The 26,263-nt window shown below is 65.8% G+C and carries 25 protein-coding genes; 8 read left to right on the forward strand and 17 right to left on the reverse strand.

Going from position 1 to position 26,263, the window contains the following annotated elements; all coding sequences use genetic code 11:
• Window positions 1-104: 104 nt before the first annotated feature.
• Window positions 105-1,172, reverse strand: a complete 1,068-nt coding sequence (locus ACQR0W_RS02510; protein ID WP_410051214.1) for a CaiB/BaiF CoA transferase family protein — start codon at window positions 1,170-1,172, stop codon at window positions 105-107.
• A gap of 338 nt (window positions 1,173-1,510) precedes the next feature.
• On the opposite strand from ACQR0W_RS02510, the gene glgA reads away from it, so the two are divergent.
• Complete coding sequence (glgA, locus tag ACQR0W_RS02515; RefSeq protein ID WP_316170616.1) at window positions 1,511-2,926, forward strand: glycogen synthase GlgA; 1,416 nt, start codon at window positions 1,511-1,513, stop codon at window positions 2,924-2,926.
• A 157-nt stretch (window positions 2,927-3,083) separates the two neighbouring features.
• Here the strand turns inward: glgA and ACQR0W_RS02520 are convergent, their stop codons facing one another.
• From ACQR0W_RS02520 to ACQR0W_RS02530, 3 genes are all read right to left on the reverse strand, one after another.
• Entirely contained in the window at window positions 3,084-5,207 is a 2,124-nt protein-coding gene (locus ACQR0W_RS02520) for a methyl-accepting chemotaxis protein (RefSeq protein WP_315754189.1), read from the reverse strand.
• 239 nt (window positions 5,208-5,446) lie between these two features.
• Entirely contained in the window at window positions 5,447-6,601 is a 1,155-nt protein-coding gene (locus tag ACQR0W_RS02525; RefSeq protein WP_315826419.1) for a patatin-like phospholipase family protein, read from the reverse strand.
• 76 nt (window positions 6,602-6,677) lie between these two features.
• On the reverse strand, window positions 6,678-7,499 hold the full coding sequence (locus ACQR0W_RS02530; RefSeq protein ID WP_316170617.1) for a 3-hydroxybutyrate dehydrogenase: 822 nt from the start codon (window positions 7,497-7,499) through the stop codon (window positions 6,678-6,680).
• A 184-nt stretch (window positions 7,500-7,683) separates the two neighbouring features.
• Here ACQR0W_RS02530 and ACQR0W_RS02535 point away from each other — a divergent pair, with 184 nt between their 5' ends.
• A complete protein-coding gene (locus ACQR0W_RS02535; protein ID WP_315715713.1) occupies window positions 7,684-8,580 on the forward strand; it encodes a LysR family transcriptional regulator in 897 nt (298 codons plus the stop codon).
• On the opposite strand, the gene ACQR0W_RS02540 is transcribed toward ACQR0W_RS02535, so the two are convergent.
• Together ACQR0W_RS02540 and ACQR0W_RS02545 are read right to left on the reverse strand one after the other, a co-directional pair.
• On the reverse strand, window positions 8,568-9,287 hold the full coding sequence (locus tag ACQR0W_RS02540; protein WP_315715712.1) for a peroxiredoxin-like family protein: 720 nt from the start codon (window positions 9,285-9,287) through the stop codon (window positions 8,568-8,570). The two genes, ACQR0W_RS02535 and ACQR0W_RS02540, sit on opposite strands and share 13 nt — an antisense overlap.
• An 85-nt stretch (window positions 9,288-9,372) precedes the next feature.
• Complete coding sequence (locus ACQR0W_RS02545) at window positions 9,373-9,654, reverse strand: hypothetical protein (protein ID WP_315758492.1); 282 nt, start codon at window positions 9,652-9,654, stop codon at window positions 9,373-9,375.
• A 244-nt stretch (window positions 9,655-9,898) separates the two neighbouring features.
• On the opposite strand from ACQR0W_RS02545, the gene ACQR0W_RS02550 reads away from it, so the two are divergent.
• A complete protein-coding gene (locus ACQR0W_RS02550) occupies window positions 9,899-10,384 on the forward strand; it encodes a cupin domain-containing protein (RefSeq protein WP_409977935.1) in 486 nt (161 codons plus the stop codon).
• 92 nt (window positions 10,385-10,476) lie between these two features.
• Window positions 10,477-11,706, forward strand: a complete 1,230-nt coding sequence (locus ACQR0W_RS02555) for an MFS transporter (RefSeq protein ID WP_316170618.1) — start codon at window positions 10,477-10,479, stop codon at window positions 11,704-11,706.
• Here ACQR0W_RS02555 and ccoS read toward each other — a convergent pair.
• From ccoS to ACQR0W_RS02605, 10 genes are all read right to left on the reverse strand, one after another.
• A complete protein-coding gene (ccoS, locus tag ACQR0W_RS02560) occupies window positions 11,676-11,861 on the reverse strand; it encodes a cbb3-type cytochrome oxidase assembly protein CcoS (RefSeq protein WP_315715707.1) in 186 nt (61 codons plus the stop codon). The genes ACQR0W_RS02555 and ccoS overlap by 31 nt on opposite strands.
• A complete protein-coding gene (locus tag ACQR0W_RS02565) occupies window positions 11,852-14,053 on the reverse strand; it encodes a cation-translocating P-type ATPase (protein ID WP_316170619.1) in 2,202 nt (733 codons plus the stop codon). Before ACQR0W_RS02565 ends, ccoS begins: the two co-directional genes overlap by 10 nt.
• A gap of 14 nt (window positions 14,054-14,067) precedes the next feature.
• On the reverse strand, window positions 14,068-14,568 hold the full coding sequence (locus ACQR0W_RS02570; protein WP_315826421.1) for a FixH family protein: 501 nt from the start codon (window positions 14,566-14,568) through the stop codon (window positions 14,068-14,070).
• A 17-nt stretch (window positions 14,569-14,585) separates the two neighbouring features.
• Window positions 14,586-16,067 carry a cytochrome c oxidase accessory protein CcoG gene (gene ccoG / locus ACQR0W_RS02575; protein ID WP_316164331.1) on the reverse strand — a complete coding sequence of 494 codons (1,482 nt, stop codon included), beginning with the start codon at window positions 16,065-16,067 and terminating at the stop codon, window positions 14,586-14,588.
• Window positions 16,068-16,179: 112 nt separating this feature from the next.
• Window positions 16,180-17,052 (reverse strand): cytochrome-c oxidase, cbb3-type subunit III, encoded by an 873-nt coding sequence (gene ccoP, locus ACQR0W_RS02580; RefSeq protein ID WP_316170620.1) that lies wholly within the window; start codon window positions 17,050-17,052, stop codon window positions 16,180-16,182.
• Window positions 17,053-17,058: 6 nt separating this feature from the next.
• The gene (locus tag ACQR0W_RS02585) at window positions 17,059-17,223 is read right to left on the reverse strand and encodes a cbb3-type cytochrome oxidase subunit 3 (RefSeq protein WP_315715702.1); all 165 of its coding nucleotides are present in this window, start codon (window positions 17,221-17,223) and stop codon (window positions 17,059-17,061) included.
• Window positions 17,224-17,240: 17 nt separating this feature from the next.
• Window positions 17,241-17,975: a cytochrome-c oxidase, cbb3-type subunit II gene (gene ccoO, locus ACQR0W_RS02590; protein ID WP_316170621.1), complete on the reverse strand. Its 735-nt coding sequence runs from the start codon at window positions 17,973-17,975 to the stop codon at window positions 17,241-17,243.
• 10 nt (window positions 17,976-17,985) lie between these two features.
• Window positions 17,986-19,632: a cytochrome-c oxidase, cbb3-type subunit I gene (gene ccoN / locus ACQR0W_RS02595; RefSeq protein ID WP_315715701.1), complete on the reverse strand. Its 1,647-nt coding sequence runs from the start codon at window positions 19,630-19,632 to the stop codon at window positions 17,986-17,988.
• 225 nt (window positions 19,633-19,857) lie between these two features.
• On the reverse strand, window positions 19,858-20,283 hold the full coding sequence (locus tag ACQR0W_RS02600) for a CBS domain-containing protein (RefSeq protein WP_315715700.1): 426 nt from the start codon (window positions 20,281-20,283) through the stop codon (window positions 19,858-19,860).
• A gap of 37 nt (window positions 20,284-20,320) precedes the next feature.
• The gene (locus ACQR0W_RS02605) at window positions 20,321-21,154 is read right to left on the reverse strand and encodes a universal stress protein (RefSeq protein ID WP_316170622.1); all 834 of its coding nucleotides are present in this window, start codon (window positions 21,152-21,154) and stop codon (window positions 20,321-20,323) included.
• Between the two features lie 271 nt (window positions 21,155-21,425).
• On the opposite strand from ACQR0W_RS02605, the gene fixL reads away from it, so the two are divergent.
• From fixL to ACQR0W_RS02625, 4 genes are all read left to right on the forward strand, one after another.
• Window positions 21,426-22,949 (forward strand): sensor protein FixL, encoded by a 1,524-nt coding sequence (gene fixL / locus ACQR0W_RS02610; protein WP_410052266.1) that lies wholly within the window; start codon window positions 21,426-21,428, stop codon window positions 22,947-22,949.
• The gene (gene fixJ, locus ACQR0W_RS02615) at window positions 22,942-23,559 is read left to right on the forward strand and encodes a response regulator FixJ (protein ID WP_315715698.1); all 618 of its coding nucleotides are present in this window, start codon (window positions 22,942-22,944) and stop codon (window positions 23,557-23,559) included. Before fixL ends, fixJ begins: the two co-directional genes overlap by 8 nt.
• Before the next feature lie 77 nt (window positions 23,560-23,636).
• Complete coding sequence (locus ACQR0W_RS02620; protein WP_315715697.1) at window positions 23,637-24,041, forward strand: response regulator; 405 nt, start codon at window positions 23,637-23,639, stop codon at window positions 24,039-24,041.
• A 111-nt stretch (window positions 24,042-24,152) separates the two neighbouring features.
• Window positions 24,153-24,857, forward strand: a complete 705-nt coding sequence (locus ACQR0W_RS02625) for a helix-turn-helix domain-containing protein (protein WP_315754250.1) — start codon at window positions 24,153-24,155, stop codon at window positions 24,855-24,857.
• A 14-nt stretch (window positions 24,858-24,871) separates the two neighbouring features.
• Here ACQR0W_RS02625 and ACQR0W_RS02630 read toward each other — a convergent pair whose 3' ends face one another.
• On the reverse strand, window positions 24,872-26,194 hold the full coding sequence (locus ACQR0W_RS02630; protein ID WP_315754199.1) for an MFS transporter: 1,323 nt from the start codon (window positions 26,192-26,194) through the stop codon (window positions 24,872-24,874).
• Window positions 26,195-26,263: the final 69 nt, after the last annotated feature.

The raw sequence follows: 26,263 nt of genomic DNA on the forward strand, positions 1-26,263 counted from the left end.
CTGTTCTTGCGATATCGCGACATTGGCTGGAAACGCGAGGAGCGGCAAGGCTGCGCGCAGCGCCTGCGGTCATGGCAGCCCTGCAGCGTTTTGCCTCAGCGAGCTCAAGGTTTTGCAGCGTCGCCTACGCCAGCCCCCCGCAGGATTTCCACGGTGTGCTCTCCGAGGCTTGCGGCCCGCGGGCCGGCCGCAACCTTCGCTTCCGACATCCGAAACGGCAGGTTGACGACCTTGAAGCTGCCGGCTGCATCCTCCACATCGGCCAGCGCGCCGCGATGCGCGATCTGCGGATCAGCCAGCGCATCGGCCACGCTGCGGTAGGCCGAACTTGGCACGCCGCCCGCATTCAATGCCTCCAGGCATTGGGCGACGTCGAGCCGGCGCGACCAGGCTTCCACGCCATCCATCAGCGCCCCCCAGTTTGCCCGCCGGTCGGAATATTTTGCGAATCTGGGATCATCGACCCAGTCCGGATGGCCGATCACGGTCATCAGGTTCTGGAACGTCTTCTCGCTGGCGATGGCGATCATCACATAGCCGTCGCGACACTCCGCCGGGCCGAAGGTCGGCCGCGACGGCTGCGTGACGGGAAATTGCGACCATTGGATCTCGTTCAGCGTCAGGCTCAGCATCGATTCCAGCATCGAGCAGTCGATGTGCTGGCCGCGCCCGTTGCGTTCGCGCTGATACAGAGCGGAGGCGATGGCGCCGAACGCGTAGGTCCCGGTGACGACGTCGGCATGGTAGATGCCGCAATAATCGGGTCGGCTGCGCCCCGGCTGGTAGGCGAGATGCGCCATGTCGTAGCCCGAAGCCGCATGGATCACCGGGGCGTAGGCCGGGAGTTCCGCCGATGGGCCGGTCTGGCCGTAGCCCGAGATCGAGCAGTAGATCAGCCGCGGATTCAGCGCGCTCAAGGCCGCATAGTCGAGCCCGAGCCGCTGCATCACTCCAGGGCGGAAGTTCTCAACCAGGATATCGGCCGATGCGACCAGCCGACGCACCGCGGCGACACCGTCGCGCGACTTGAGGTCGAGCACGACGCTCTTCTTGCCGACGTTGAGCTGACCGAAAGCGGTAGAGCAGCCATGACGCATCGGAGGCCGGGTGCGCATGGTTTCACCTTCGACTGACTCGATCTTGATCACCTCCGCTCCCATATCGGCAAGCATGCGGGCACAGTGCGGGCCGGCGATGGTGGTCGAGAAGTCGAGGACGCGCAGTCCCTCGAAACATCCTGTCAAACGGCTCTCATCGTTTCCCACTAGACTCACCCTGGCAGCTCCCTGGTTTGAACTCTTCTCGCTCGGCACCGAGGCCGAAGGTCCGCTTTGCCGTCGCTGATTCACGAAGCGTAAGCCATCGATCGTCGTGCAGGTCGTTTCTAGATCGAACCATTCGATGTCGAAAGCGTTTGGCGTTCCGCCGCGGTGCGGCAGCGCCTTTCTTCATGACTGATTTGGACCTTTTCTTGCATAGGACGAACATGGGGCTTGATCGAGGACATCTCTTGCGGGTTCTGTTCGTTACGACCGAAATGGACGATTTCGTCCGGGTGGGCGGACTGGCTGCCGTTTCGGCGGCACTTCCCCGGGCGCTGCGCTCACACACCGACGTCAGGATCATGCTGCCCGGCTACCGGGACGTGATCGAGCAACTCACTCACATCGAGATCGTCGGTCACTGCGCGCCCCTGGCAGAGATGCCGGGCTGCGCGCTGGGACGGTCGTCGACCCGCGACGGCCTGCCGGTCTACGTCCTGCTCTGCGACGAGCTCTACGACCGGCCGGGCAACCCCTACGGCGACGAGAACGGGCAGGACTGGGCGGACAACGACATCCGCTTCGGCCGTCTCGCCGCCGCCGCCGCCGAGCTGGCGGCGGGCACGCTGGACAAGAACTGGGCAGCCGATCTGGTCCACGCCAATGATTGGCAGGCCGCATTGGTGCCGGCCTATCTGGCGTGGCGCGGGGTCGACGTGCCGTCGATCCTGACCATCCACAACCTCGCCTATCAGGGCCTGTTCCCGCGCGAGTCGCTGCGCCGGATCGGCGCCCCCGAATCCTCGTTCCACATCGACGGTCTGGAGTTCTACGACAAACTGTCCTTTCTCAAGGGCGGTCTGGTCTATGCGTCGCATCTCACCACGGTCAGCTCGACCTATGCCCAGGAGATCACGACGCCCGAGCTCGGCTGCGGGCTGGAGGGCCTGCTCCGGCAGCGCTCCAATGCCGATGAGCTGACCGGCATTCTCAACGGCATCGACGAGAGCTGGGATCCCCGTTACTGCCAGCAGCTGGCGCAGCCCTTCGCCGCGGGCGACTGGAAGGGCAAGAAGGCCAACGCCGACTACGTCCGCAAGCAGTTCGGCCTCGCCGTGTCGCGCGGTCCGATGTTCGGCATCGTCGCGCGCCTCGTCCATCAGAAGGGCATCGACCTGGTGCTGGAAGCCGCCGATGAGATCGTCGGCGCCGGCGGCCAGATCGTGGTCACCGGCACCGGCGAGCCCGCCATCGAGCGCGCGCTGATGGAGGCCCACCGCCGTCGGCCGGACGCGATCGGGGTCGCCATCGGCTTCAACGATGCGCAAGCGCGGCGCATCTTCGCCGGCAGCGACTTCACCCTGATGCCGTCGCGCTTCGAGCCATGCGGCCTGAGCCAGATGTATGCCCAGCGCTTCGGCTCGCTGCCGATCGGCCACCAGACCGGCGGCCTCGCCGAAACCATCACCGATGGCGAGACCGGATTCCTGTTCGAGAAGCCGTCGGCGGAATCCTTCCTCGGCGGGGTGAAGCGCGCGTTCTCGGCGTTCACCAGCACCGAACGGCTGAACGAGATGCGGCTGTCGGCGATGGCACGCTCATTCAGCTGGAACCTGTCGGCCGCCTGCTACAACGCGCTGTACCGGAAGATGCTGGCGTCGTAGCCCGCTCCCGCAGCCCGGATGAGCGAAGCGACATCCGGGTTTATCTCATCCTGTCGAACAGGCCCCGGATATCGCTTCGCTCATCCGGGCTACGGTCAAACAACAAAAGCCCGGACGTCGTCCGGGCTTTTTCTTGGGCGCTTGAAAGGCCAGCTTCTTACGCTGCGCGGACCGCTTCCAGGAAGCTGCCGACCTCCCGCTTGAGGCGGTTGGAATCTCCAGCCAGCGACTTGGCCGACGACAGCACCTCGGCGGAGGCCGAGCCGGTCTGCGAGGCGCCGCGCTGCACGTCCGTGATGTTGGACGAGACCTGCTGGGTGCCGTGGGCGGCCTGCTGCACGTTACGCGAGATTTCCTGCGTTGCCGCGCCCTGCTCTTCGACCGCCGCCGCAATGGCTGCTCCGATCTCGGCAAGCCGCTCGATCGTCGAGCTGATCGCCTGGATCGAATTCACCGATTCCTGCGTCGCGGCCTGCACGCCCGAGATCTGCTGTGAGATCTCCTCGGTCGCCTTCGCCGTCTGTTCCGCGAGCGCCTTCACCTCGGTCGCGACCACCGCGAAGCCGCGGCCGGCGTCGCCGGCGCGCGCCGCCTCGATGGTGGCGTTGAGTGCGAGGAGATTGGTCTGTCCGGCAATGCTGTTGATGAGCTCGACGACGTCGCCGATGCGGGCTGCGGCCTGCGACAACTCGGCGACGCGCCCATTGGTCTGGCGCACCTGCTGCACGGCGTCGCCGGCCATGCGGGCCGACGCCTGGACCTGACGGCTGATCTCGGTCACCGACGAGGAGAGCTCCTCGGTGGCGGAGGCGACCGACTGAACGTTGGCGGACGCTTCCTCCGACGCAGCCGCCACCACCGTGCTGAGCTCCTGCGAGCGGCTAGCGGTGTTTGTCAGCATATCCGCCGACGTCTCGAGGCCCGAGGCCGCCGACGACACGGTGTTGACGATGTCGGCGATCGTCGACTCGAAGTTGCGCGTCAGCGCATCCAGCCGCTGGGCCCGATCGATCTGCGCCTGCGCGTCGCGCTGCGCGGCCTCGTCCGAGGCCTTCTTGGCGATCAGCGCGTCCTTGAAGATCTTCAGGGCGCGCGCCATCGCGCCGATCTCGTCCTTGCGGGACTCGTTCGGAATGTCGGCGCTCAGCTCGCCATTGGCGAGGCGCAGGGTCACGCCGGTCAGCCCGACCAGCGGGCCGATGACGCCGCGGACGACGCCGATGACCACGGCGACCGACACGATCGCCACCAGCAGCAGAACGCCGAGCGCGATGAACAGCCGCAGCCGCGCCGCGCCGATCGCCTGATCGATGGCCTGATGCGCGGACTTCAGCGCCGCATCGCGCAGCACGATGACGTTGTTCAGCATCGGCGTGGTCCAGCGGCCCCATTCCTCAGCCGTGACCGGCGACGGCTGTCCGTCGCGCCCCGCCGTGACGATCTGACGGTAGCGCTGTTCGCCAGCACCCATCAGGGTCGTGCGCACGTGCTCCAGCGCGGCGGACACCTCCGGCGTATTGCGAACGCTGCGCGCCGCGAGCTCGATCTGCTGCCACAGCAGGGTCACCTGTCCGCTCTGCTCGGTCACCTCGGCAAGACGCGCCGGGGTCCAGCTGACGTTCTGGATGAAGAAGCGCAGCACGGCGGAGCGCGCGCCGTTGATCGTGCGCATCGATTGCGACAGCTGCGCAAGCTGGGCCGAAGGCAACAGGTTCTCGACCTCGCCGCCGGCCCCCGACAGCTCGATCGCGGTCTCGTCGATGGCGGCATTCAGGGACTCGGCCGCCCGACCGAGGCCATCCGTGGTCGTCGCCTGGATGTTCGCCGGACGTTGCGCGGCCGGAAGCGGTACAGCGTTGCGCGCCGCCGAACGGACGCCACGCAGTGTCGTCGCTGCGGCATCGATGTTGGTGGTCGGCAGGCCCGCAACTTGCGCGGCGGTCTTGGCCCGTGCCAGCGACTCGTCCGTCGTGGCGATGGCCTTGTCGAGCTTGGCGACATCATCCGCCGACGCGGACCCGGCCGCCGCGAGCAGATTCCACTGGCCGCGCTCGAGCGGGATCTGCGCATTGACCTTCAGTGCCAGCTCGAAGGCGTCCAGAACCTGCTCCGCCCGCTCGCGCTTGCGCAAGTCGCCCCACCCGCTCCATGCGAGCGCAAAGGCGAAGGCCATCGCGAAGAAGCCGGTCAGCAGATTGCCGGCAAGAATTTTCCATTTGAGACTGACCGCACCGGTCTCCGGCTTGATCGTCTCATTCTGCAGCACCGAGCGCTCGGACATCGGCCGTTCCCAATCAAATATCGCTGCCCGGCCGGTCACGCTCGCGTCGGCCGATACGCGCTGGCGCAGCGGCCTCCGGCGACGTCCCCGCGCGGTCGGCAAACACGAATCGCGGCGATGCTGCCGCGCCATAATGATTAAGAACGAATGGCGACTAATCCCTTAAACTGAGCTGATCCGAGCGGTATCGGAATGCCGCGATACCGCGCCAATCGGATCGACTCGGCCCATCGGGCCCTCTACTCCGCAGCCGCTGCAAGCGTAACCGAGGGATCGTGCAACACCACGCCGGAGAGCGGATCGTGCTCGCCCGACCAGGGCCTGCGCTGCAGGACCGATCGCGTGTGCTGATAGCCCGCAGTCCAGCGCGCGATGATGCCTCGCTCGGTGAAATCGATATCCTTGGTATGGCTCTCGCGAGCGAGTTGCGGGGCCAGCAGCCGGACGACATGCATCCGCGTCTGGCAACCGTGACTGACAAGATCGCGGATCGCCGGATCATTGCGGGCCGACTCCGGCAAATGAACCGCAAGCTGATTGATGATATGCCGCAGCCGATGCGTCTGCTGCTGGCGCGCGATATGGCTCGAGATCCGGCTCGAATATTGCGCGTCCTTGTGGCGGTTGAACACCTCCGCCATGGTCGTCGGCTCGGCTCCCTCGGGATTCCACAGATGCACGGCGAAGATCAGCGAGTCCTTTCGCGGATTGTCGTCGAACACGACCTCGGTCGGCGTGTTCGACAGGATGCCGCCGTCCCAATACAGTTCGCCATCGATGCGAACTGCCGGAAACGCGGGAGGCAGCGCGCCCGATGCCAGGATGTGGCGGACATCCAGCACCTCGTCGCGACTGTCGAAATAGCGCATCCGGCTCGTCCTGACATGCGCCGCCCCGACCGTGAGGCGTAGACCGCCATTGTTGAGACGATCGAAGTCGACGAGCTCCTGCAGCGTTTCGCGCAGCGGAGCGGTCGAGTAATAGCCGGCCTGCTCGGCACCGAGCGGATAGGACTCCCCGGCATGCGCCAGGGCGTTGGGACGGAAGAAGCCCGGAATCCCATGCGTCACGGTCGTCCAATAGGACAGCCGCTCGTTGAAATCCGGAAAGGCCGTGCGCACTGTCCAGGCTGGCCGCCGGTGCATCCGCTTCCAGAACTCCCGCAGCCGCGTCATGCGCTCCTGCACCGGGCTGCCGGCGATGAGAGCGGCATTGATGGCGCCAATCGATGTCCCGATCACCCAGTCCGGCTCCAGACCAGCCTCGTGCAGCGCCTGATAGACGCCGGCCTGGTATGAACCGAGCGCACCACCGCCCTGCAGGACGAGAACCACCTGCCCAGGCAGCCTGCTGCGATCGATCATCGCGCACATCGTGTCGTCGACGTCGGCCATGTCTCCCTCCTCATGTCTCCCTCCTGATGCATTGTCCTGTTCGCAGTTTTCCCGTCGCTGTTACATCGCCCAACCGTCAATGTGCGGTCCAACCACCATCGACCGGCAGGGCAACACCGGTGATCGATGCGGCGGCATCGCTGGCGAGAAAGACGGCGAGCGCACCGATCTCCTCCACCGTTGCAAAGCGCTTGTTCGGCTGTTGCGCCAGCAGGACATCGCGGATGACCTGATCGCGGGAGATGCCGTGCGCCCTGGCCTGTCCGTCGATCTGCGCCTCGACCAGCGGCGTGTAGACGTAGCCTGGACAGATCGCATTGCAGGTGATGCCGATCTCGGCCGCCTCCAGCGCCGCGACCTTGGTCAAGCCGATGATGCCATGCTTGGCAGCGACATAGGCCGATTTGAACGGCGACGCGACGAGGCCATGCGCCGAGGCGATGTTGATGATGCGACCGAAGCCATTCCGCCGCATCGACGGCAGTGCCAACCGCATCGTGTGGAACGCCGACGAGAGATTGACCGCAACGATGGCGTCCCACTTTTCGACGGGAAACTGCTCGAGCGGCGCGACGTGTTGAATGCCGGCGTTGTTGACCAGGATGTCGATACGGCCAAATTCCTGCAGGGTACCGGCCATCATGCGCGCGATCGCTTCCGGCTGCGTCATGTCGGCCGCAGCATAGCCGGTGCGAACACCGAACTCCGCAGCGATCTGCGACCTGATGCGGCCGATCTCCTCGGGAGCTCCGAAGCCGTTCAGCATCACGTGCGCCCCGGCACCGGCAAGTGCCTGCGCAATCCCCAGACCGATGCCGCTGGTCGAGCCGGTGATCACCGCCACCCTGCCGGACAACGGAGGTAATGTAGATCGGGCTTTCAGTGAATCTACAGCCATGGCGTCGCCTTCGTCCGAGCAGTTGAGCCCCGTGCCTGCACAAATTGCCGGGCCGCCATGACCAATGGAAATGCCGTTTGGCTCACCACACGATAGGTGTTCGCTATCGCAATCGCTGGTGCCAAGCCCCGCTTGGTAGGATATTGCACCCGGGGACGTCGGCCCGATCGAACGGAGCACCTCGATGGAAATGCATCAGGTTCGGTATTTTCTTGCCGTTGCCCGGCTGCTGCACTTCACGCGCGCGGCCGAGGAATGCAACGTGACGCAGCCGTCGCTGACGCGTGCGATCAAGCAGCTCGAAGCCGAGCTCGGTGGCGACTTGTTCCGGCGTGAGCGGCCGGCCGCGCAACTCACCGAGCTCGGCCAGCGCATGCATCCACTGCTGAAACAATGCTACGAGGCTGCCGTTGGCGCGCGAACCCTCGCCTCGTCCTTCAAGAGCGGAGAGCTCGGCACGCTCCGGATCGCGCTCGCCGACTCGGTCGACCTTGCGCTGCTGATCCCGCTGCTCGATCAGCTGCAGCGCCAGTTCAACCAGCTCGAGCTCAGGTTTCTACGCGGCAGCAGCCGCATGATCGCAGAGCATCTGAAGAGCGGCGAAGCGGAGCTCGGCATCGCCTCGGAGATCGACGAGACCTGGGATCGGCTGGATGTCTGGCCTCTCTTCACGGAGGACTTCGCGCTCGCCGTGAGCAGCCGGCACCGGCTGGCCGGGCAGGATCCGATCGCGATCGATGATCTGGGCGGTGACGCGTTGCTGTGCCGCAACTATTGCGAACATGCGGACAGGTTGCGCACGCTGCTCCGCGAACGCGGCGTCGACCTCGGACGAACTCATGATGTCCACTCCGAACGCGACCTGATCGCGCTGATGGAAGCCGGGGTCGGCATCGGTGTGGTGCCGCAAACGACCACGCTGCCGGAGACCCTGCATCGGGCCACCGTCGACGGACTCGACGTGCGGCGCACCGTTCATCTCTACGGTGTTGCTGGCCGTGAACGCACGGCGGTTGCCTCGACCGTGATGCGCATGCTGCGCGGCAGGAACTGGCAGGAATGGCTCGCTCAGCTGTCCTGAGCCGCGGCCTGGCGAAGCGCTTCGACCAGATCGTCGATCTCCATCCGCTTGCGGAAATCCGGATCGACGAAGCGCGCTTTCACGAGACCGTCACGCCCAACCACGAAGGCAGCCGGGATGGGCAACACCCAGCCGTCATTGCCGTGGAAGCTCGCCAGGTCCTGGTGCGCCAGTAGTTGCTGGATCTCACGACCGAGCCAGATCGCGAGGTTGAGCGACAAGGCATAGCCGTTGTCGAGATCCGTCAACACAGGGAAGGTGGCGCCGGCGTCCGATTTGAACTGCTGCGTGAACGCCTGCAGCTCCGGCATGATCGCGACGATCGCGCCGCCCGCGGCGTCGATGCGCTCCTGCGCCTTGATCACCGCGCGAACGTTGAGCCGGCAATAGGGGCACCAATGGCCGCGAAAGAACATCACGGCGACCGGCCCCCGGACGAGGCAGGATTGCAGGCTCACCAGCCGGCCAGCCTCATCGGGCAGGACGAATGGCGGCATCGTCTCACCGGGCCGCGGCGCAGTCTCGCCGCCGCCGTTGTCTCCGAGCCGCGCCACCAGGCGGTCGACGGCGGACGCGTAGGCCGGAAAGATCTCACGACCCGCAGCGGCATAGGCCTCGAGCTGCTGCCGCAGGGTGCCCTGCATCTCCCTGCATTGCAGGAAGGCCTGTCTGAGCCGCTCGGCATCCGCGGGTGAAAGCACTGTCATGAGCAGCTCCGGCAAGTTCAGGACCCCAACCATGATAGTTTCCCGGGCAAGCCGACCACAAGGGCGGCCTGCCCGGCTGTCGCGCTCAGGGCCGATAGAAATTGCCGGTGGGATCGAGCATACCGGACGTCGAATAGAGCTGCCCGTCGCTCATGAAGAAGACGGTGTTGTTCGGCACCTTCCTGGCGTGGCGCATCATCGCCCGATGATTGGCGTCGCCGGCGGCCATCGTCATCATGCTGGTCTTGCCGGCGCTGTAGACATAGGCCATGCCGGGCGCGAGATCGAGGCCGCCTTGCGCGATGGCTGCGGTGGCAGAGACCGCGACCACGGCCGCGGCGATCAAGGTCTTGGACAGGCGGGTCATGGATATCTCCTCCTCATGAATGCTGTCGCCCGTCATCGGGCGTTCGCATTACAAGCGCGACCTGCTCTGCTTGAGAAATGCCGTTGTCCAATCGCGAGGATAGCGTCCGCCTATCGATAGCGGCGGTCTATCGGCTCCAGAGAAAGGATGCATTTCCATCATGTCCCCTGCTCCCCGATGGTGCGCCTCGCGATGCCCGCTCGGCGCGGGCCGCTGTTCCATCAGAGGAGACAATGACATGTTGATGCAGATCGCACCTACACGCGCGCGCCGCCTGAGCGCTGCTTTCGTCCTGGCCGTTGCTACGACGGTGATCGCGGCGTCCGGCGCCCGCGCCGGCGAGTGTCCGGCCGACAAGATCAAGGCCGGCGTACGTGAGAAAGCCGACGTCAAGGCGGTCGGCGTTACCGACGTCACGCTTGGCGCGATCGATCTCGCCAAGCAGCCCGCCAATATCAAGGACCGCGAGTTGCGCTTCCGCAAGCTGACCATCGCGCCCGGCGGCATCGTGCCGTGGCACAGCCATGACGATCGCCCGGCGCTGATCTTCGTTCAGCAGGGCGAGATCATCGAATATGCCAGCAACTGCGCCGAGCCGATCCTGCACAAGGCCGGCGATCTGAGAGCCGAGGTGTTCGGCACGTCGCATTGGTGGAAGAACGACGGCAAGGAGACGGTCATCCTCTATGTCGGCGACGTTCGCAAGGATCCGCACGATCACAACATGTAGATCGCGCGCCTCCGCCAGCCGCCTTCGGATCGCCCCCTTCAGGCAGGCGATCCGGATACGGCCGCGTTGCCTGTGGAGCCGAGGAGATTGCCATGACGGATCTGTCCGCACGGTTGCCGATTGGAGCCGCCGATGTGAATGCACGAAGGGCGGCGCGGCGCGCGGTCCTGGTCGGCCTGCTCGCCTTTTTCAGCCTCGTCGATCTGTTCGCGGCGCAGGCGATGCTGCCGGTCCTCGCGCGCTACTATCAGGTCAGCGCGGCCGAGATGGGGCTTGCCGTCAACGCCTGCACGCTGGGAATGGCGATCGCGAGCCTGGTCATCGGCCTGCTCAGCCCGCTGATCGATCGCCGGATCGGCATCGTCGCCAGCCTTGCCCTGCTCGCCGGCTTCACCGCCTTGCTCGGCAGCGCGCCCGACCTGACGGTGTTCGCAGGCTTGCGCATCCTGCAGGGCCTGTGCATGGCCTCGGCGTTCGCCCTCACCCTTGCCTATCTCGGCGAGCAGTGCACCGCCAGCGAGGCCGGCGGCGCCTTCGCGGCCTATATCACCGGCAACGTCGCCAGCAATCTGGTCGGGCGCCTGCTCTCGGCCGGTCTCACCGGTGCCCTGGGCCTCAAGCCGACCTTCTACGTCTTCGCCGCGCTCAATGTCTGCGGTGCCCTTCTCGCCGCATTCGCGGTCGGAGGCGCGGCCATGCGTGTGCAGGGAACGATGCGGCTGCGCGGCGGGGCCATCGCCGATCACCTGCGCGACCGCCGCCTGCGCGCGGCCTTCGGCGTCGGCTTCTGCGTCCTGTTCGCCTTCATCGGCGCCTTCACCTTCGTGAACTTCGTGCTGGTGCGGCCGCCGCTGTCGCTCGGCATGATGGAGGTCGGACTGGTGTATTTCGTCTTCCTGCCCTCGATCGTCACCACGCTGCTCGCCGGCCGGACGGTCGCAAGGATCGGCACACAGGGCGCGATCTGGGGCGCACTCGCGACCGCAGGCCTCGGCCTCGTCCTGATGCTGTCGTCACGGCTCGGGGCGGTGCTCGCAGGCATGGTGCTGGTCGGCGCGGGCACGTTCTTCGCCCAGGCCGTGACCACAGGTTTCGTCGGAAAGACCGCGGCCCACGATCAGGGCGTTGCAAGCGGTCTTTACCTCGCCAGCTATTTCGCCGGCGGCATCATCGGAACGGCCGTGCTCGGCCAGTGGTTCGACCGGTTCGGCTGGACGGCTTGCGTGGCAGGCATCGCCGCCGCGCTCGCGGTCGCGGGATACCTGGCGCGTCGGTTGACGCTGCCAGGCGTTCAGGACCGGCTCGGCGCGGCCTCGGGCTGAGCCGGCGGGGCCTGCTCATCGTCGTCGGCGATGGCGCGCCACGCCGCCCCTTCGAGATCCTCATACTGGCCGCTCTTCAGCGACCAGAGAAAGCCGACCAGGCCGGCAAGGCCGAGCGCCAGAGCGAGCGGGACGAGAATGATCATCACTTCCATGACGCGGCCTCCCCGGCCACCTTGCGGGCACGCAGCGCATTCAGCATGACGATGATCGACGAGCCGGACATCGCGGCTGCCGCGATCAGCGGGGTGACGACGCCGCTGATCGCAAGCGGCACCGCCAAAGCGTTATAGCCGACTGCGAGCCACAGATTCTGCCGCATCAGATGCAGCGCCTTGCGCGCGTAGTCGATCGCGGCCAGCACCGGCGCCAGGGGACGACCGAGGAAGACGAGATCGGCGGTGGCCTGGCTCAGATGCGCGGCCGAGATCGGCGACATCGAGACGTGCGCGGCCGCGAGCGACGGCGCGTCGTTCATGCCGTCGCCGACCATCATGACCTTGACGCCCGCGCGCTTCAGCTCCTCGATGCGCGCGATCTTGTCGGCCGGCGTGACGCCGGCGCGCCACTCGACGATGCCGAGCGCCTTGGCGGCCGCAGCCACCGCCGCCTCGCGATCGCCCGAGAGGATCTCGACCTTGATGCCGCGCCGCTGCAGGCCGGCGACGATCTTGGCGGCGTCGGGGCGCAAGCCCTGGCGCACCGAGAACAGGTACTTGCTGTCGCCGCGGCTGAAGGCCACCACCGAGGCCTCGGGATCGACGCTGCCGGTCTGCGCAACCAGCGCCTCGGCGCCGCAGAAGGTTGGACGTCCCAGCCTGATCTCGACGCCGTCGACGACGGCGCGGACACCCTGGCCCGGCTCCTCGACCGCGCCCATCAGCGGCGACCGCGCATTGGCGGCCTGGGCCACAGCCGCGGCCACCGGATGATGGCTCGATAGCGCGAGCTGGCCGGCCAGTGCGAACACGTCTGCAGGAATGTCGGCGGCGTTGACGACCTCGAGCTCCGGCAGCGTCAAGGTGCCGGTCTTGTCGAAGATGACGTGATCGGCCTCGGCGAGGCGCTCGATCGCATCGCCCGCATTGAGCAGCACGCCGGACTTGAACATCGCGCCCGACGCCACGGTCTGCACGGTGGGAATCGCGAGCCCGAGGGCGCAGGGGCAGGTGATGATCAGCACGGCAATGCCGGTGACGATGGCGTCGTGCCAGCTCGCGCCCATCAGCACCCAGCCGAGCACGGTGAGCGCAGCGGTCGCATGCACCACCGGCGCATAGAGCCGCGAGGCGCGGTCGGCGAGGCGCATGTAGCGCGAGCGGGCCTGCAGCGCGTTGTCGAGCAGGCGCGTGATCTCGGCGAGCAAGGTGCCCTCGGCCGCGGCCGACACCCGGACGCGCAGCGTGCCGGAAATGTTGAGCGAACCGGCATAGACCGCGGTGCCCTGCTCGGCCGGCACGTACAGCGTCTCGCCAGTGATCAGGCTCTGGTCAATCTCGGAGCGGCCCTCGACCACGACGCCGTCGACGGCGCAGCGCTCGCCGGGCCGCAGCAGCACGAGATCGCCGGCGCGAACGACGGCGACCGGTACCTCCGAAATCTCGTCGGGGCCGATGAACTTGGTCGCGGTCTCCGCCTTCAGCGCGGCCAGATTGCCGGCGACGGCGCGAGTCCGCCGCCGCATGTTCTGGTCGAGATAGCGGCCGACCAGCAGGAAGGTCAGCAGCATGATCGCGGCGTCGAAATAGGCGTGCTCGGCGTGGTGGAAGGTCTCGACGACCGACATGCCCAGCGCCAGGATCACGCCGATGCAGATCGGCACGTCCATGTTGACGTTGCCGCTCTTGAGCGCGCGCCATGCCGAACGGAAGAACGGCTGGCCGGCATAGGCCGCGGCCGGCAATGCGATGACGGCCGACAGCCAGTGGAAGAAGTCGCGCTGCTCCGGCAGCATGTCGCTGACATTGCCGGACCACACCGGGATCGACAGCATCATCACGTTCATGGTCGCGAACGCGGCGACGCCGAGACAGCGCAGCAGGAAGCGCGATTCCTCGGCCTCGGTGGCCTCGGCGCTTGCCTTCTCGAACGGATAGGCCTTGTAGCCGAGCTCGGCGAGGCGGTCGATGAACTTGGCCGGATCGAGCGTGCCCTGCTTCCATTCCAGCGCGACGCGGCGGTCGGTCAGGTTGACCCGCGCGAGCGTCACGTCGGGCAGTGCCGAGAGGCCGCGCTCGATCTTGGCCATGCAGCCGGCGCAGCTGACACCCTCGACCGCGAGATCGATGTGCTTCAGGCCGGCGCCGAGATCCTTGACGTAATGGGAGAAGTCACGCGTCACATGCATGATCGGAAGTCCCTTCAGTTCAGCAGCACGCGGTTCTTCGACATGAACAGGCGGCGGCCGCTGGAATCACCTTCGAGCACGAGGTCCCACTGGCCCGGCGCGATCGCCTCCGCCGTGCCGCGATAGATGCCGATGCCGACCTCGGCGAGGGCGACGTCCTGATCGGCGCGCTTGTCGGCGGGACGCTCGAGCCGGCCCTGGAAGGTCAGGCCCGAGACGGGATTGCCGCTCGCGTCGCGCGCGTTGACCTGCAGGATGGCGGCGCCGCCGGCGCCACGCTCGATATGCGCCTCGACCTGCCAGCGCCGCGCCTCCTGGGCGCGCGCCGCCGCGATCTCCTTCTCGTAGCCGAGGCTGGCGCTGTAGGCGCTGTCGACCTCGGTGCCCGGCAGGGTCGAGATCGCCATCTTCATCATGTAGACGTTGACGCCGATCACGGTCCCGAAGAAGGCGAGGAGCATCGCGAGCACCATGCCTCCGGTCAGCTGGAAAGAAGGATTGGAACGGCTGGCCATTGACAGGCTCCTTAGCTCTACGGGCTGACGAAATTGTCGGTGGCGGAGGCGACGACGCCGAGACCGATATCCGTCACATGGAACTTCACTGGGATGGACTTCGCGGGATTGTTCTCCTCGGGAGCAGTCACCAGGAGGCGCAGCTCCTCGGTCTGGTCGCGCCCGATCACGATCATCGGCCGGTCCGGCGTCACCGAATCCGCACCGACGACGTGGACGGTCGAATTGGCAGGCCCCTCGATGTCGATGGCGATGACGCGATCGAAGCCGTGCTTGTTGAGGACGCGCACCGTATAGGCATTGCGGATCGAGCCGTCGGACAGCTTGATCGCGATCGGATTGCGATCGTGCAGCACGTTAACCTCGAGCAGCGACCGGGTCGCGAGCTTGTAGACCATGGCGCCGCCGACCACGGCGATGATCGCGGCATAGACGATGGTCCGCGGGCGCACGAGCTTGTAGATCGGCGGCTTGCCTTCCTGTCGACGATGGATGTTGATGTCGTTGTCATAGCCGATCAGCCGCGTCGGGCGGCCGATCTTGGTCATGACGGTATCGCAGGCGTCGATGCAGAGGCCGCACTGGATGCAATCCATCTGGGCGCCGTCGCGGATGTCGATGCCGGTCGGGCACACCGCCACGCATTGCTTGCAATCGATGCAGTCGCCGGCCGGTTGGCCGAGCGCGCGCAATTCGGCGGCCTTCTTGACCGACATGCGGCTCTCGCCGCGGTCATAGCGGTAGGTGACGTTGAGCGCCCATTCGTCGGTCAGCGCCGCCTGGATGCGCGGCCACGGGCACATATAAACGCAGACCTGCTCGCGCATGAAGCCGGCGAGCGTGTAGGTCGTCGCGGTCAGGATCGCGATCCAGACATAGGCGAGCATCGGCCCCTGGAAGGTGATGAGATCCTTCACGAGCGTCGGCGCATCGCTGAAATACAGCACCCAGGCGCCGCCGGTCCACCACGCGATCATCAGCCAGATCGAATGCTTGAGCACGAGCTCCGAAATCCGCTCCAGCTTCATCGGGTCGCCGGAGGCATCCTTCTTCATGCGCTCCCGCCGGTCACCCTCGATCAGGCGCTCGACGGCATAGAACAGGTCGGTCCACACCGTCTGAGGGCACAGATAGCCGCACCAGATACGGCCGCCGATCGCGTTCATCAGGAACAGGCCGATGGCGGCGATGATCAGGAGGCCGGTGAAGTAGTACACCTCCTGCGGCCACAGCTCGATGAAGAAGAAATAGAAGCGGTGGTTCGAGAAGTCGATCAGCACCGCCTGGTCGGGCGCGCCGAGGCCGCGATTCCAGCGCACGAACGGCAGGAAATAATAGACGCCGAGGCAGAAGCCCATCAGGCCCCATTTGATCCGGCGGAAAGTGCCCGAGACGCTTTGCGGATAGACCTTCTTGTGCGCAGCATAGAGCGGACCGTAATCGTCCACGGGCTGCAGGTCCTGAGGCTTCAGGTCGTCCGGTCTTACCGTCTGGTTCATGGCTGGCGGATCATGGCTGGGGGTCTTCTCGCAGTTGCGGCCGAAGGTATGTCCACCTCCGGCCGCTCAGTTGATCCAGCTCAATCGAAGGGAAAGTTCCGTTGGATTTCCGCTACTTTCCGCCACCGAGCGAGTGGACATAGACCGCCATCGCCTTGATCGTGGTCGGGTCGAGACGGCCCTCCCAGGCCGGCATGACACCGGCGCGACCATTGGTGATGGTCTCGATCAAGGTCGCCTCGTCGGAGCCGTACAGCCAGATCTTGTCCGTGAGGTTCGGCGCGCCGAGCTCCGGATTGCCCTTGGCGTTGTCGCCATGGCAGGCCACGCAGTTCTCGGCGAAGACCTTGGCGCCGGCCTTGGCGTCATAACCCGGCCGGGTCGGCAGGCCCGCCAGCTCCCGAACGTAGTTGGCGACCGTGATGATTTCCGCCGGCTTCAGGACACCGTCCTTGCCGAAGGCGAGCATCTGGCCCTCACGCGTCTTCGGGTGACCCGAGCGCACGCCGTACAGCAGGGTCTGCTGGATCTGCTCCAGCGAGCCGCCCCACAGCCAGTCGTCGTCGTTCAGGTTCGGGAAGCCCTTGGCGCCGGCCGCGCCGGTCCCGTGGCAGGCGGCGCAGTTGTCGCCGAACACGGTCTTGCCCTTGGCACGCGCCAGGGCCAGCATCGCCGGATCCTTCTCGATGTCGGCGAGCGAGGCGGTCGCGAGCGCGGCCATCTTGGCGCCGCGGATCTTCTCGAGATTGGCAAGCTCGACCCCCACGTCCGCACGGGACGAGTAGCCGAACAGGCCCTGAGTGTTGCTGGAGATGGTCGGCCAGGCCGGATACACGATCCAGTAGCCGATCGCCCAGACGATGGTGATGTAGAAGGTGATCACCCACCACCGCGGCAGCGGGGTGTTGAGCTCCTTGATGCCGTCCCAGGCGTGGCCGGTGGTGGGGGTGCCGGAGACACTGTCGACTTCGGTATGGTCAGCCATGATGAATTAATCCTCCCGCAACGGCATGCTCGCCGCCTCGTCGAAAGCGGCCTTGTTGCGAGGCCAGAGGGCATAGGTCACGATCGCGATGAAGATCGCGACGAAGATCGGGGTCCACAGCGTCGTCACGAGTGACGACGCGATGTTTTCGACTGCAATGATGGGCTTCATGATGTTCGCCTCTGATCTCAGCGCAGATTGGCTTTTTCGTTGTAGATCTTGAAGTCGACCAAGGTGCCGAGCATTTGCAGGTACGCTACCAGCGCATCCATCTCGGTCGGCGCACCCGCCTTGCCGTCGAAGTTGCGCACCACCGCCTTCGGATAGCGTTTGGTGAGCGCCTCGGCACCGGCACCATCCGGATCGACCTGCGCCTTGAGGTCGGCGGCGGCGTTGGCGATCTGGTCGTCGGTGTAGGGCACACCCACCGCCCGCAGCGTCTTCAGGTGATCGGCGACGTTGTCGGCGTTCAGCTCGGCCTCCTTCAGGAAGGGATAGCCGGGCATGATCGATTGCGGGACGATGGCGCGCGGGTTGGTCAGGTGGGTGACATGCCAGTCGTCGGAGTACTTGTTGCCGACGCGGGCGAGGTCAGGACCCGTACGCTTGGAGCCCCACTGGAACGGATGGTCGTACATGCTCTCCGCGGCGAGCGAGAAGTGGCCGTAGCGTTCCACTTCGTCGCGCAGCGGACGAACCATCTGCGAATGGCAGAGATAGCAGCCCTCGCGGACGTAGATGTTGCGGCCGGCCAGCTCGAGCGGCGTATAGGGACGCACGCCGTCGACCGCCTCGATCGTGCTCTTCAGGTAGAAGAGCGGAGTGATCTCGACGAGGCCGCCGATCGCGATCACCAGCAGGATGCCGATGACCAGGATGATCGAGTTCTTCTCGAAGACTTGGTGTCGTTGCCAGAAAGACATGGTTGATACCTCACTCCGCCGGCTGAAGGGCGACGGGCGACTGAACTTCTTCCTCACCGACACGGACCGTCATCCAGAGATTGTAGGCCATGATGAGTGAGCCGATCAGGAACAGCGCGCCACCGGCGGCACGGATGATGTAGAAGGGGTGCATCGCCTCGACGGTCTCGATGAACGAGTATTCGAGGAAGCCGAGCGCCGTGTAGGACCGCCACATCAGACCCTGCAGGATGCCCGAGACCCACATCGCGGAGATGTAGAGCACGATGCCCAGCGTGGCCGTCCAGAAGTGCCAGTTCACGAGCTTGAGGCTATAGAGACCCTTGCGGTTCCAGATCCACGGCACTAGGCAGTACAGCGCGCCGAAGGAGACGAAGCCGACCCAGCCGAGCGCACCGGAGTGCACGTGACCGATGGTCCAGTCGGTGTAGTGGCTGAGCGAGTTGACCACCTTGATCGACATCATCGGACCTTCGAAGGTCGACATGCCGTAGAAGGCGACCGAGACGACCAGCATGCGCAGCACGGGGTCCGTCCGCAGCTTGTCCCACGCTCCCGACAGGGTCATCAGGCCGTTGATCATGCCGCCCCAGGAGGGCATCCACAGCATGATCGAGAAGGTCATGCCCAGGGTCTGCGTCCAGTCCGGCAGCGCCGTATAGTGCAGATGGTGCGGGCCGGCCCAGATGTAGAGGAAGATCAGCGCCCAGAAGTGGATGATCGACAGCCGATACGAGTAGATCGGACGCTCAGCCCGCTTCGGGATGAAGTAGTACATGATGGCCAGGAAGCCGGCGGTCAGGAAGAAGCCGACCGCGTTGTGGCCGTACCACCACTGGAACATCGCATCCTGCACGCCACCCCAGGCGATGTAGGACTTGGAGCCGAACAGCGACACCGGAAGCGCCGGATTGTTGCCGAGGTGCAGAACCGCGATCGTGACGATGAAGGCAAGATAGAACCAGTTCGCCACGAAGATGTGCGGCTCCTTGCGCTTGATGATCGTCGTCAGGAAGACCAGCAGGTAGACCACCCAGACGATCGTCAGCCAAAGATCCGAGTACCATTCGGGCTCGGCGTACTCCTTGCCCTCGGTGACACCGAGCAGATAGCCCGTGCCCGCGATCAGGATGAAGAAGTTGTAGCCGATCACCACGAACCAGGGCGCGAGATCACCGGCGAGACGCACGCGGCAGGTCCGCTGCACGACGTAGAACGACGTCGCCAGCAGCACGTTGCCGCCGAAGGCGAAGATCACCGCCGAGGTATGCAGCGGCCGCAGGCGGCCGAAGCTGGTCCATGGCAGGTCGAAGTTCAGCGCGGGCCAGGCCAGTTGCGAGGCGATGATGAGGCCGACCGTGAAGCCGGCGATGCCCCAGAACATCGACATGAACGAGGCGAACTTGATCGGACCGAGATTGTAGTTCGGCCGACCATTGATCTCCTGCGGCGGCAGCTCGCGGCGCTCGAAGTAGCGGTTGAGGATGAAGAAGACGGACGCCGCGCTGGCGGCAGCCGCGAGCGAGGCGTGGAACGCGAAGGCCGTATCCAGTGCCTTCGCCGCAGCGAAGACGCACAGGAAGGCGGTGACGGCAAAAGTGAGCGACAAGCCACTTTCGCCGATGGTCATGGATTTTGTGGATGAGGACGCGCTCATGCGGAATCTCGCTGAAAGAACACGAGCCCAGCAACCACAATCGTTCACACGTGGAATTGATCGAAATCAACTTTGCGACCAGTTCGCCGGTAAACAGGCGGAGTGTTGCACGACGACGCGGCCCGACGCGGCTTCGCTCGCAGACACGGCGACGGCCGGCATGCAGCGATGCATGCCGGCCGTCATTAGACGTTCGTAGCAGGCTTCGGACTCAGCGCGCCGCGCTCAATCCTTGGCGGCAGCCGCCAGCGCTCGCACGATGTCCTCGCGGGCGACGATCCCGACCACGCGGTTGTCGGCATCGGTCACGGGAAGGCTGCGGATGCGATGCTCGACCATCAGCTGCAGCACGCGCGTCAGCTTCGTATCCGGCCTGACGTAGATGAACTCGGACGTCATCACGTCGGCGACCGTCCGGTTCATCAGGTCGCTGTAGCGCGGCAGCATCTGATTCGGCGTGAAGGCAAAGCATTTCAGCACGTCGAACTTGGTGACGATGCCGATCACCTCGTCGTTCTCGACGACGGGGTAGGTGTTGAAATCGTCGCGGTCGAACATCTCGCCGAGCTCGCGGATCGTCGTCTCCCGGGTCACGGTCGTGACGTTCCGCGTCATGTAGTTGCCGGCGGTTTCCTCGAGAAATCTGTACAAGGCGGCAATCCTGTTCTCGAATGGAGCGGGTCGAATTTCAGTGCGACAGCAGAACGCAACGCTCGCTGCGCGTCATCAGATGCTCGGTGACCCCGCCGAGCACGAGCTCGCGGAATCGGGAATGGCCATAGGCGCCCGCCACGACGAGACCGGCCGAAACATCGGCGGCGACGGCGTCGAGCGTAGCCGCAACGTTGCGCCCCTGCCCCGGTTCCGCGACGCGCGCCGATGCGACGATCTTGTGACGGCCGAGCCATGCGACGACGTCCGCAAGACGCGCCGCGCAGGCGTCATATTCCGAGGCGGTCTCCGGGATCTCGGCGACCACGACGCCGCTCGCCTTGGCGAGCAGCGGCAGGGCATCGGTCAAAGCGCGGCGCGCCTCTGGTGTCTCCTTCCAGGCCACCAGCACGGTCCCGAGATCGAGCGAACTGGCGTTGTCCGGCACCACGAGCAGCGGGCGCCCGGCCTGCATGACGAGATCCTTGGGATTGGCGACCGCGAACGCATCGGACACCCCGGGCGGCACGCCGCCGGTGACGAGAATGTCGGCGGCACGGGCCTGCGCCAGCACGTAGCGCGCGGGGAAATCCACGGCGCTGCGCCAGCTCAACGACGCAGCCCGGTCACCCACTGCGGTGCGGAACTGCTGCTCGAGCTCGGCCAGTCGATTCCGCAGCGCGGCCTCACCCTGCTCGATCAGATCCTGCGCCTGCTCGCCGGTCGTGAAATACAGCGGCGGCGCGAATTCCGCGGCCGCCACGCCGATGACACCTGCGTCAAAGCGCGCCGCCAAGTCGGCCGCGACCTGAAGGCGGGCCTCATTCGGCTGACTGAGCGCAAGGCTCACCATGACAGTCGCGAACGTCATCCCGCCTCTCCAAACATTGCTTCCATGCAGCTCTTAGAGGTGAAATCACCTGCCGTGATGAGATAGATCAAGGTGCGGCGGTGAAGCACGGGCGGCAGGACACCGTTGGAACCCGGCCCAGGATCGGAGAAGGCCTTGAATTGTCGAACCAAAGTTTAAGTCGGGCCGGGTTGCAGGGGCGCAATCTGGTATAGGATACCGCGGTGGTCGGCCTCCCGGCCGCGGCGGCAACGGCGAATCGGACAACGGCGAATCGATCAAAGGCCTCGAATTGCGCGACTTCACCCACCCCTTCCCGGATGCATCCGCCAGGCTCGACGACGCTCCCGAGGACGCTCGGAGGCTGGGCTTCGGCGCGTGGGATCTCGATCTGGCCTCGGGCGAGTTCTACTGGTCGGTGACGACGCGGAAGCTGTTCGGCGTGGCGGCCGATCAGCCGGTGACCTACGGGTCCTTCCTGGCGCTGCTCGCGCCCGAGGATCGCGCGCCGGTCGAGGCGGCGATCGAGGATTCGCGCCATCGGAGCACCGGGTTCGACATGTCGTTCAGGGTGTCCGGCGGCGGCCACTGGATTCGCGTGCTTGCCGGCGTGGTCCCCGACGAGGCCGGCGCGCCGCACCATCTGCGCGGCATCGCCCTCGACATCGACCAGGAGAAGCGGCTGGAGGAGACGCTGCGGCTGCGCGAGCAGCATTTCCGCTCGATCCTGGACACCGTGCCGGACGCGATGATCGTGATCGACGGCAGCGGAACCATCCAGTTCTTCAGCTCCGCGGCGGAGCGGATGTTCGGCCTCACCGAGGCAGAAGCGGTCGGCCTTGACGTCAGCGAATTGATGCCCGAGCCGGACCGCTCGCGCCATGCCGGCTACCTCACCCGCTACCATGCCAGCCGCGAGCGCCGCATCATCGGCATCGGCCGCATCGTGACCGGCCGCCGCCGCGACGGCACGACATTCCCGATGCATCTGTCGATCGGCGAGATGCAGTCCGGCGGCAAGCCCTATTTCACCGGCTTCGCCCATGATCTCACCGAGCACCAGCAGACCCAGGCACGGCTGCGGGAACTGCAGTCGGAACTGGTCCACGTGTCGCGCCTCAGCGCCATGGGCGAGATGGCCTCGGCGCTGGCGCATGAGCTCAACCAGCCGCTCGCCGCGATCAGCAATTACATGAAAGGCTCGCGCCGGCTGCTGGCCGGCAGCAGTGATCCGAACACGCCCAAGATCGAGAGCGCGATGGACCGCGCCGCCGAGCAGGCGATTCGCGCCGGCCAGATCATCCGCCGTCTGCGCGATTTCGTCTCGCGCGGCGAATCGGAGAAGCGGGTCGAGAGCCTGTCGAAGCTGATCGAGGAAGCCGGCGCCCTCGGCCTTTCCGGCGCCCGCGAGCAGAACGTCCAGTTGCGCTTCCAACTCAATCCGGAGGCCGATCTCGTGCTCGCCGACCGGGTCCAGATCCAGCAGGTCCTGGTCAATCTGTTCCGCAATGGACTCGAGGCGATGTCTCATTCCGAACGCCGCGAGCTCAGTGCGACAAATTGCAGACTCAGCGACGACTTGATCGAGGTCTCGGTATCCGACACCGGAACGGGATTCCACGACGACGTCATGCCCAATCTCTTCAAGACCTTCTTCACCACCAAGGACACCGGAATGGGAGTCGGCCTCTCGATCAGCCGGTCCATCATCGAGGCCCATGGCGGGCGCATGTGGGCCGAGAACAACGAAGCGGGAGGCGCGACGTTCCGCTTCACCCTGCCCGCGGCCTCCACCAAGGTTGAGCACGATGGCTGAACGGGCCAAGGTCTATGTGATCGACGACGACGAGGCGATGCGGGATTCGCTCAACTTCCTGCTCGATTCATCAGGCTTTGACGTCACGCTGTTCGAGAACGCGGAGGTCTTTCTCGGCCGACTGCCGATGCTCCCTTTCGGCTGCGTCGTCTCGGACGTGCGGATGCCCGGCATCGACGGCATCGAGCTGCTCAAGCGCATGAAGGCCGCCGGCAGCAGCTTTCCGATCCTGGTGATGACCGGCCATGGCGACGTGCCGCTCGCGGTCGAGGCGATGAAGCTCGGCGCGGTCGATTTTCTGGAGAAGCCGTTCGAGGACGAGCGACTGGTCGCCATGATCGAAACGGCCATCCAGCAGGCCGAGCCGGCCGCGAAGAACGAATCGGTCACGCAGGACATCCTGGCGCGCGTCGCCAGCCTGAGCCCCCGTGAGCGCCAGGTGATGGATGGACTGATGGCCGGTCTCTCCAACAAGCTGATCGCGCGCGAATACGACATCAGTCCGCGCACCATCGAGGTCTACAGGGCCAACGTGATGACCAAGATGGGAGCGAACAGCCTCTCCGAGCTGGTGCGTCTGGCGATGCGCGCAGGCGCGCTGAAGGATTGAGCTAGATCAAGCTACCTTGACAGAATCGAGTGTTATCTTGCGCCTCGGTTCAACATCACATTCTCGCGGCACGTGCGATGTCGGCTCACACAAAACCTACGGTCTACGTAGCCGACGACGATGCTGACGTCCTCGGCTCGCTGCGCTTCCTGCTGGAGGCCGATGGCTTCGACGTGCGCACGTTTCGCAGCGGCACCGCGCTGCTCAAGGCCTCGGACCACGCGCCCGTCGACTGCTTCGTGGTCGACTACAAGATGCCGGAGATCAACGGCGTCGAGCTCGCCGAACGGTTGCGCAAGCAGGGGGCGACCGCGCCGGTGGTGCTGATCACGGGGCACTACGATGACCGGCTTGCGGCGCGCGCGGCGGCCGTCGGGATCCAGGATTTCCTGCTCAAGCCGCTGCTCGACGACAATCTGGTGAAGCGGATCCGCAAGGCGATCGCCAACGACCATTCGGGTACCGCCCAGCGCGTCTCCTGAGCGGGCCGGCTACGTATATCTACGTAAGGAACCCCCCTTAAGATAACGGCCGAAATGTCCTTAACGGGAGCCGCCGTGTACCACATCGCCATCCGCCGCAAGGAGATGGTCATGCTCAATCAGTCGATTACCAATTCGGTCGTCAGCACCAACGCCCCCCACGCCGTCCCCTCTGCTGTCGTCTCTCCTGCCGCCAATCCCTTTGCCGAGATCACCGGCCATGCCGGGCTCATCGCCAGCGAGTTCTCCTACAAGAAGGACGAGGAGATCTATGGCGAGGACGAGCCGGCCGAGTACGTCTACCAGGTGATCTCCGGCGCGGTTCGCAGCTACAAGCTGCTCTCCGACGGCCGCCGCCAGATCGGCGCCTTCCATCTTCCCGGTGACGTTTTCGGCCTCGAATTCGGCTCCATGCATCGCCTCGCCGCCGAGGCCATCATCGATACCACCGTGCGCCTGGTGAAACGCCGCAGCCTCGAACAGGCCGCAGGCGTCGACGTCGCGGTCGCCCGCAAGCTCTGGACCATGACGGCCGGCGATCTCCGCCATGCCGAGGACCACATGCTGCTGCTGGGCCGCAAGACCGCGATGGAGCGCGTCGCGACCTTCCTGCTCGAGATGGACCGCCGCCTCGCCGTCGCCGGCATGATGGCGCTGCCGATGTGCCGCCGCGATATCGGCGACTATCTCGGCCTGACCCTGGAGACCGTGTCGCGCGCGCTGTCGCAGTTGCACAGCCAGGGCGTTCTCGGCTTCTCCGGTGCCCGCCAGATCGTGCTGCGCAACCGCCAGCGTCTGCGCAGCATGGACGCCTGAGGCGCCCTGCCCGTTCACGCCCTGCGCCGGCGGTGCCCGGTCTCGGGCATCAGCAGCGCGATCAGAAGAAGACCTGTCAGCGCCACGCCCGACAGACCGATGAAGGCGGTGGCGCTGCCGTAGCGGTCGCTGGCGAAGCCGGCGACGACGGTGGACAGCGATCCGCCGATTCCGGACGCCGTCCCGACGATTCCCTGCGCCAGATTGAAATGCCCGCTGCCGAAGGCGACGTCGGCCACCGTCAGCGGAATCATGACGGCGAACACGGCCGCCGTGACGCCGTCGAAGATCTGCACCGCCACCAGCACGTAGGGATCGTGCACGACCGCGAACAGCGCGCCGCGCATCGCGAGCGCGGCAAACCCGAGCATCAGCAGCGGCCTGCGGCCCCATTGCTGCGCGACCGCGCCGACCGAGGGCGAGGTCAGCGCCACGATCGCCTGCGGCACCACGATGCAGAACGCGATCAGCATCGGCGCCCATTCGCTCGATTTCGTCGTCACCACGCCGGCCATCAGCGGCAGCATCGCCGCATTGGCGAGTTGCAGCAGGAACACGCCGAGCGCGAACACGAGCAGCGCGCGCTGGCGCAGCAGGCCGAGCAGATTCGACAGCCGCGCGACCTCCTTGTCCTCGTGATCGGCCCGGCCGTGCGCCCGCGCGACGTCGATCTCGCGCTCGCGGATTCGCGACAACGCGATCAGCGTCGGAAAGGCGAGAATGAAGGTGACCAGGAACACGGCGCGGCTGGACAGCAGATAGCCGCAGGTGCCCATCACGGCCGCGGCCACACCATTGCCGAGCGACGCGAACCGCGCATTGCGGCCGAGCCGCTCCGCCATGCCGCGCGGCCCGACCAGGCCGAGGCTGATCGCCGCGATCGCAGGTCCCAACACGCAGCTCGCCGCCGCATGCAACGTCGCGGCAGCCGCGACCACGGGAAAGATCGGCCAAGCCGCATAGGCCAGCGCGCAGCCGCCGATGGCCGCGATGGCAAGGCCGGCGACGCGGCGCTCGGATCTGGCCGCATCGATGATCGCGCCGCCCGGCATCTGCCCGATCAGCCCGACGACGCCGCCGATCGACAGCACCAGGCCGATCTGCGCCTGCGTCCATTTCTGCGTCGTCAGATAGACCGCGATGAAGGGACCGAAGCCGGTCTGCACGTCGGCCAGGAAGAAGATGAACCAATCCAGCCCGCGCAGGCTCTGCCGCGACGGCGCCGGTCTTGAAGTCTGGCCATGATCCTCCCCGGCATCCGGACGCGCGCCCGCCTCTGCCGCGCCGTCAGGCTCGGGCTCCCGGTCAGGCGATCTCGACGGCCGTGCAATCGGCATGGCTCTCACATCTCAACTCATCTCAACTCATGAGGCTGACGGGACAGAACATCCCCACCATGTTCCGCT

The sequence above is a fragment of the Bradyrhizobium sp. HKCCYLRH1034 genome, assembly GCF_051168375.1.
GTDB lineage: Bacteria > Pseudomonadota > Alphaproteobacteria > Rhizobiales > Xanthobacteraceae > Bradyrhizobium.